Source organism: Caballeronia mineralivorans PML1(12), from assembly GCF_001028175.1.
Lineage (GTDB): Bacteria > Pseudomonadota > Gammaproteobacteria > Burkholderiales > Burkholderiaceae > Caballeronia > Caballeronia mineralivorans.
Window position 1 is genome coordinate 1 of the sequence record NZ_AEJF01000161.1, and the last position, 5,171, is coordinate 5,171.

The following is a 5,171-nucleotide window of genomic DNA, read 5'->3' on the forward strand; positions in this document are numbered from 1 at the left end:
CGCCGTCCACGCCGCCGTCAGCTTCCGCGTCGTCAGCAGCGGCGCGAGCCGGTGTGTCGACCCAGGCAGCGGCGCAAGCAACGGCGATTTCGCCCGCTGTCGTGGCCGAGCACGCTGAGCGCATTGCGCCGTCGCCGCTTGCGGCGCGGCTGATCCCTTACGCTTTTGCGCGGACCGGGCAGATTCTCGTGGCGCACCAGCACGCGGACAGCCTCGAAGTGTGGATCAGCGATAAAACCAGCGACGCCGCACTCGCCGAAGTCGCCCGCAACTTCGGCGCGCTTTCCATCGTGCGTTTGCCGGTGGCCGAGCTCTCAGCCGCGATCAATTCAGCCTACTCACGTAACGACGGCACCGCGGCGCAGGTCGTGGGCGAAGTGGAAGGTGAAGTCGATTTATCGCGGCTGATGCAGGACATTCCCGAAATAGAGGATTTGCTCGAATCGGAAGACGACGCGCCGATCATCCGCATGATCAACGCGCTGCTCACGCAGGCGGCGCGTGAACAGGCATCGGATATTCATATCGAACCGTTCGAGACGTCTTCGGTCGTGCGTTTTCGTGTCGATGGCACCTTGCGCGACGTCGTGCGCCCGAAGAAGGCGCTGCACGGTGCGCTGATTTCGCGCATCAAGATCATGGCGCAGCTGGATATCGCGGAAAAGCGGTTACCGCAAGATGGCCGCATTACGCTGCGCGTAGGCGGCAGGCCGGTGGACGTGCGTGTTTCCACGTTGCCGACCGGTCATGGCGAACGCGCGGTGCTGCGTCTGCTGGAAAAAGACGCGCAACGGCTGAACCTCGAAACGCTGGGTATGGCGCGCGATACGCTGGTCCACTTCGACAAGCTGATCGGCCGTCCGCACGGCATCGTGCTGGTGACTGGCCCGACGGGTTCCGGCAAGACAACCACGCTGTACGCCTCGATGTCGCGGCTCGAAACCGCCACCACCAACATCATGACGGTGGAAGATCCGATCGAATACGACCTCGGCGGGATCGGCCAGACGCAGGTGAACGAGCGCATTGGCATGACCTTCGCGCGCGCGTTGCGATCGATTTTGCGGCAGGACCCGGACATCATCATGATCGGGGAAATCCGCGATCTGGAAACGGCGCAGATTGCCGTGCAGGCATCGCTGACGGGCCACCTCGTGCTTGCGACGCTGCACACGAACGACGCCGCATCCGCCGTCACGCGTCTCACCGATATGGGCGTCGAGCCGTATCTGCTCGCGTCGTCGCTGCTCGGCGTGCTGGCGCAGCGGCTCGTGCGGCAGTTGTGTCCGGTGTGCAAGGAAGAACGTGAGGAGAACGGCCAGGTTCATTGGCACGCAGTCGGCTGCGACAAGTGCGGCCACTCGGGTTATGCGGGACGTCGCGGCGTGTACGAACTGTTGTTGCTGGACGATCCCATTCGCGCGCTGATCCACCGCAATGCATCGGATGCCGAAATTTTGACCGCCGGCCGTGCGCAGGGAATGCGCACGCTGCGTGAGGACGCGAACCGTTGGTTGGCGAGTGGCGCGACGTCGCTGGAAGAAGTGCTGCGCGTGACAGGCGGAGACTAAACATCCATGCCGGCGTTTCGTTTCGAGGCAATCGATCAGGCGGGCAAGTCGCAGACAGGCGTACTCGATGCCGATAGCGCCCGTGCCGCGCGCAGCCAGCTAAGAACGCAGGGGCTGACGCCGCTTGTGGTCGAAGCAGCAGGTACACGCACGCGCGGTGAGCGCAAACAGCGGTTATCGCTGGGAAAGCGCTTGTCTCAGCGCGAGCAGGCCATCCTCACACGACAACTCGCCAGCCTCCTGATAGCAGGTCTTCCGCTTGGCGAAACGCTCTCGGTGCTCACCGAGCAATCGGAGCGCGATTACATCCGCGAGTTGATGGCCGCGATCCGCGCCGAAGTACTCGGTGGCCATTCGTTCGCGAATGCCCTGGCGCAACATCCGCGCGATTTCCCCGAGATTTATCGCGCGCTGGTCGCGGCCGGGGAGCATACCGGCAAGCTCGGCCTCGTGCTGTCGCGGCTCGCCGACTACATCGAGCAACGCAATGCGCTCAAGCAGAAGATCGTGCTCGCGTTCACCTATCCCGCGATCGTTACGCTGATCGCGTTCGGGATCGTCACGTTCTTGCTGAGTTATGTCGTGCCGCAAGTGGTGAACGTGTTCGCGAGCACGAAACAAGCGCTGCCGTTTCTCACCATCGCGATGATGGCGCTCTCCGGTTTCGTGCGGAACTGGTGGTGGGCTGGGCTGATCGGCGTGGCGCTGGTGAGCTGGTTCATCAAGAGCCTGCTCGCGCGGCCCGGTCCGCGAATGGCGTTCGACCGGTGGCTGCTCACGGCGCCGTTGCTCGGCAAACTCGTTCGCGGATATAACACCGTGCGTTTTGCCAGCACGCTCGCGATCCTGACAGCAGCCGGCGTGCCGATCCTGCGCGCGCTGCAAGCCGCGGGCGAAACCTTGAGCAACCGCGCGATGAGCGCGAACATCGAAGACGCCATCGTCCGCGTGCGCGAGGGCACCTCTTTGTCACGCGCGCTCGGCAATACGAAGACATTTCCGCCCGTGCTGGTGCATCTGATCCGCTCGGGCGAAGCCACCGGCGACGTCACGACCATGCTTGACCGAGCATCCGAAGGCGAAGCGCGCGAACTCGAACGCCGCACGATGTTTCTCACGAGCCTGTTGGAACCGCTGCTGATTCTCGCGATGGGCGGCGTCGTGCTGGTGATCGTGCTGGCGGTGATGTTGCCGATCATCGAATTGAACAATCTGGTGCAGTGAAGAAGCCATCCCATGAATGCCCTCCAAACCCGCCTTCTTTCGCTCATCGCGCTCGCCATTTTTTGCGCGACGCTGACCTGGTGGGTCATCACGCTGACCGCCCACGAGAGCGCGCCGCTACCTGCGGCGGCGGCGGGACGTGCGCCGTCGGTGGAACAGGCGGCTACGCTCTTCGGCGGGCAGCTAAAGCATCAGGAGAACCAGGACGTGCATCTGTTCGGGATCCTCGCGTTGCAACATGGCGCGGCGGCGATCGTGAGCTACGGCGGCGAACCGGCGCGCGCGATCTCGCTGGGCGGGCCGCTCACGCAAGGCGTGACGATCAAGGAAGTGCGGGCCCGCTCGATCATCATTGACAGGAACGGCTCACGCTCTGAAGTCTTCCTGCCGCCGAACGCGCCCGGTCCGACAATTTATGTGCGCTGAAACCGTCCCGGATCAAGTGGACCAGTCGGGCGACGCTTACGAAGTGAAATCCGCGCAAGCCGGACCTATAGAATGTTTGCCTGCCCGCAACGACCGTTGATTGTTCCGACGAATGATCCGGCCAGGGTGGCGAACAGGCGTCGAAAAACACGTTAGGCCTGAGCGCTGTAACGACATCAATTGGAAAGGAAGATCTAGTCATGCAAATGTGGATGAAGCGCCGCTACGAACTCCAGACGGCATCCGGCGCGCGTCGCCAGCGTGGTTTTACATTGATCGAAATCATGGTCGTGATCGCGATTCTCGGCATTCTCGCCGCGTTGATCGTGCCCAAGATCATGAGCCGCCCGGACGAGGCGCGGCGCGTGGCGGCGAAGGCGGATATCGGCTCGATCATGCAGTCGCTCAATCTTTACCGGCTGGATAACGGCCGTTATCCGACGCAAGAGCAGGGTCTGCGCGCACTGGTCGAAAAGCCGGCCGTCGATCCGATCCCGAACAACTGGAAAGGCGGCGGTTATATGGATCGCGTTCCAGTCGATCCGTGGGGCAAGGAATATCAGTACCTGAACCCGGGTGTGCACGGTGAGATAGACGTGTTCAGCTACGGCGCCGACAGCAAACCGGGCGGCGAGGGCAACGACGCCGACATCGGTTCCTGGCAATAAGTCTTTCTTAACAGAAGCACGCGACGTGAAAATGCAGCACGAGCCGCACTGTTCAGCACCCGAGGCGCCGCGCCGCGCGAAGGTGCGGCCGCAGGCCGGCTTTACGCTGCTGGAAATGCTGGTAGTGCTGGTGATCGCCGGATTGCTGGTGTCGCTGGCGTCGGTGAAGCTCACGCGCAATCCGCGCACCGACCTGAACGAGGAAGCGCAGCGCCTAGCGCTTTTGTTCGAATCAGCCGGCGACGAAGCCCAGGTGCGGGCGCGGCCTATCGCGTGGCTGCCGCTCGACGGCGGTTTTCGCTTCGATATCCGCACGGAAGACGGCTGGCGTCCACTGCGCGACGACCTGCTGCGTCAGCGTCGCTGGGAAGGTGGCGTGACCGGCGTGACGATCCAGTACGCCCATTCCGATCAGTCGGCGGAGCGGGTGGTGTTCGGCACCGAAGCTATCGATACCCCGATGGAAATCACGCTCGTCTCGGCGGCCGGAAGCGCGACGATCGTCGGCACCGGCAACGGCCGTTATCAGGTGCGCTGATGCCAACGCTCACGCCCGGTCCTGGCCTTGGCCTCAAACATCAGCTTGAACGCACGCGCGGTTTCACCATGATCGAAGTGCTCGTCGCGCTGGCGATCATCGCGGTGGCGCTGGCGGCGTCGCTGCGGGCGGTGGGCGCGATGGCAACCGGCGAAGCGGATTTGCATCGGCGGCTGCTGGCCGGCTGGAGTGCCGACAACGAACTCGCGCAATTGCGGCTCACGCATACGTGGCCGGACATCGGTTCACGCACCTTCGATTGCTCGCAGGGCAATCTCAAGCTGACCTGTACCGATCGCGTGACGGCCACGCCGAATCCGATTTTCCGCCGCGTGGAAGTGTTGGTGGCGTCGCCCGGGATCTCCGGCAATCTCGCGCAAATGGTCATGGTGGTGGCGAATGAAACCAGCCGTTCGCTCTAGGCGGGATGCTCGCGGTGCCCGTGGTGCTCGTGGCGTCGGTGGCTTTACGCTGATCGAGATGCTGGTCGCGATCGCGATCCTGGCGGTGATCGCGGTGTTGTCGTGGCGCGGGCTCGACCAGATCATGCGCGGCCGTACGACTATTACGAACGCGATGGAAGACGAACGCGTGGTGGCGCAATTGTTCGACCAGATGCGCATCGACGCCCGTCAGGCCGCCACTGACGACGAAGCTGGCGAGGCGGCGGTGGCGATCGGCGGGAACTCCGTGCAGATCGTGCGCGGCGTCTACGCGGCTGGCGTGCCGCCGCGCTTGCAGGTC

The 5,171-nt window shown here is 63.5% G+C and carries 7 protein-coding genes; all 7 read left to right on the forward strand.

Annotation, left to right across the window (positions count from 1 at the left end; all coding sequences use genetic code 11):
- The first annotated feature begins 53 nt into the window (after positions 1–53).
- A complete protein-coding gene (gene gspE / locus EOS_RS26890; protein ID WP_047895240.1) occupies positions 54–1,571 on the forward strand; it encodes a type II secretion system ATPase GspE in 1,518 nt (505 codons plus the stop codon).
- A gap of 6 nt (positions 1,572–1,577) precedes the next feature.
- Entirely contained in the window at positions 1,578–2,795 is a 1,218-nt protein-coding gene (gene gspF, locus EOS_RS26895; RefSeq protein ID WP_047895234.1) for a type II secretion system inner membrane protein GspF, read from the forward strand.
- Positions 2,796–2,807: 12 nt separating this feature from the next.
- Positions 2,808–3,221 carry a type II secretion system protein N gene (locus EOS_RS26900; RefSeq protein ID WP_047895235.1) on the forward strand — a complete coding sequence of 138 codons (414 nt, stop codon included), beginning with the start codon at positions 2,808–2,810 and terminating at the stop codon, positions 3,219–3,221.
- Between the two features lie 200 nt (positions 3,222–3,421).
- Positions 3,422–3,889 carry a type II secretion system major pseudopilin GspG gene (gene gspG, locus EOS_RS26905; RefSeq protein ID WP_047895236.1) on the forward strand — a complete coding sequence of 156 codons (468 nt, stop codon included), beginning with the start codon at positions 3,422–3,424 and terminating at the stop codon, positions 3,887–3,889.
- A 31-nt stretch (positions 3,890–3,920) separates the two neighbouring features.
- Positions 3,921–4,427 carry a GspH/FimT family pseudopilin gene (locus tag EOS_RS26910; RefSeq protein WP_047895237.1) on the forward strand — a complete coding sequence of 169 codons (507 nt, stop codon included), beginning with the start codon at positions 3,921–3,923 and terminating at the stop codon, positions 4,425–4,427.
- The gene (gene gspI, locus EOS_RS26915; RefSeq protein WP_047895238.1) at positions 4,427–4,849 is read left to right on the forward strand and encodes a type II secretion system minor pseudopilin GspI; all 423 of its coding nucleotides are present in this window, start codon (positions 4,427–4,429) and stop codon (positions 4,847–4,849) included. The genes EOS_RS26910 and gspI overlap by 1 nt, the downstream gene beginning before the upstream one ends.
- The coding region (locus EOS_RS26920) for a PulJ/GspJ family protein (RefSeq protein ID WP_152693179.1) at positions 4,827–5,171 on the forward strand (345 nt) is incomplete at its 3' end. The genes gspI and EOS_RS26920, both read left to right, overlap by 23 nt.

Coding starts and splice junctions, on each gene's coding strand:
- gspF (WP_047895234.1), top strand. CDS start 1,578: ATGCCGGCGTTTCGTTTCGAGGCAATCGATCAGGCGGGCAAGTCGCAG.
- EOS_RS26900 (WP_047895235.1), top strand. CDS start 2,808: ATGAATGCCCTCCAAACCCGCCTTCTTTCGCTCATCGCGCTCGCCATT.
- gspG (WP_047895236.1), top strand. CDS start 3,422: ATGCAAATGTGGATGAAGCGCCGCTACGAACTCCAGACGGCATCCGGC.
- EOS_RS26910 (WP_047895237.1), top strand. CDS start 3,921: ATGCAGCACGAGCCGCACTGTTCAGCACCCGAGGCGCCGCGCCGCGCG.
- gspI (WP_047895238.1), top strand. CDS start 4,427: ATGCCAACGCTCACGCCCGGTCCTGGCCTTGGCCTCAAACATCAGCTT.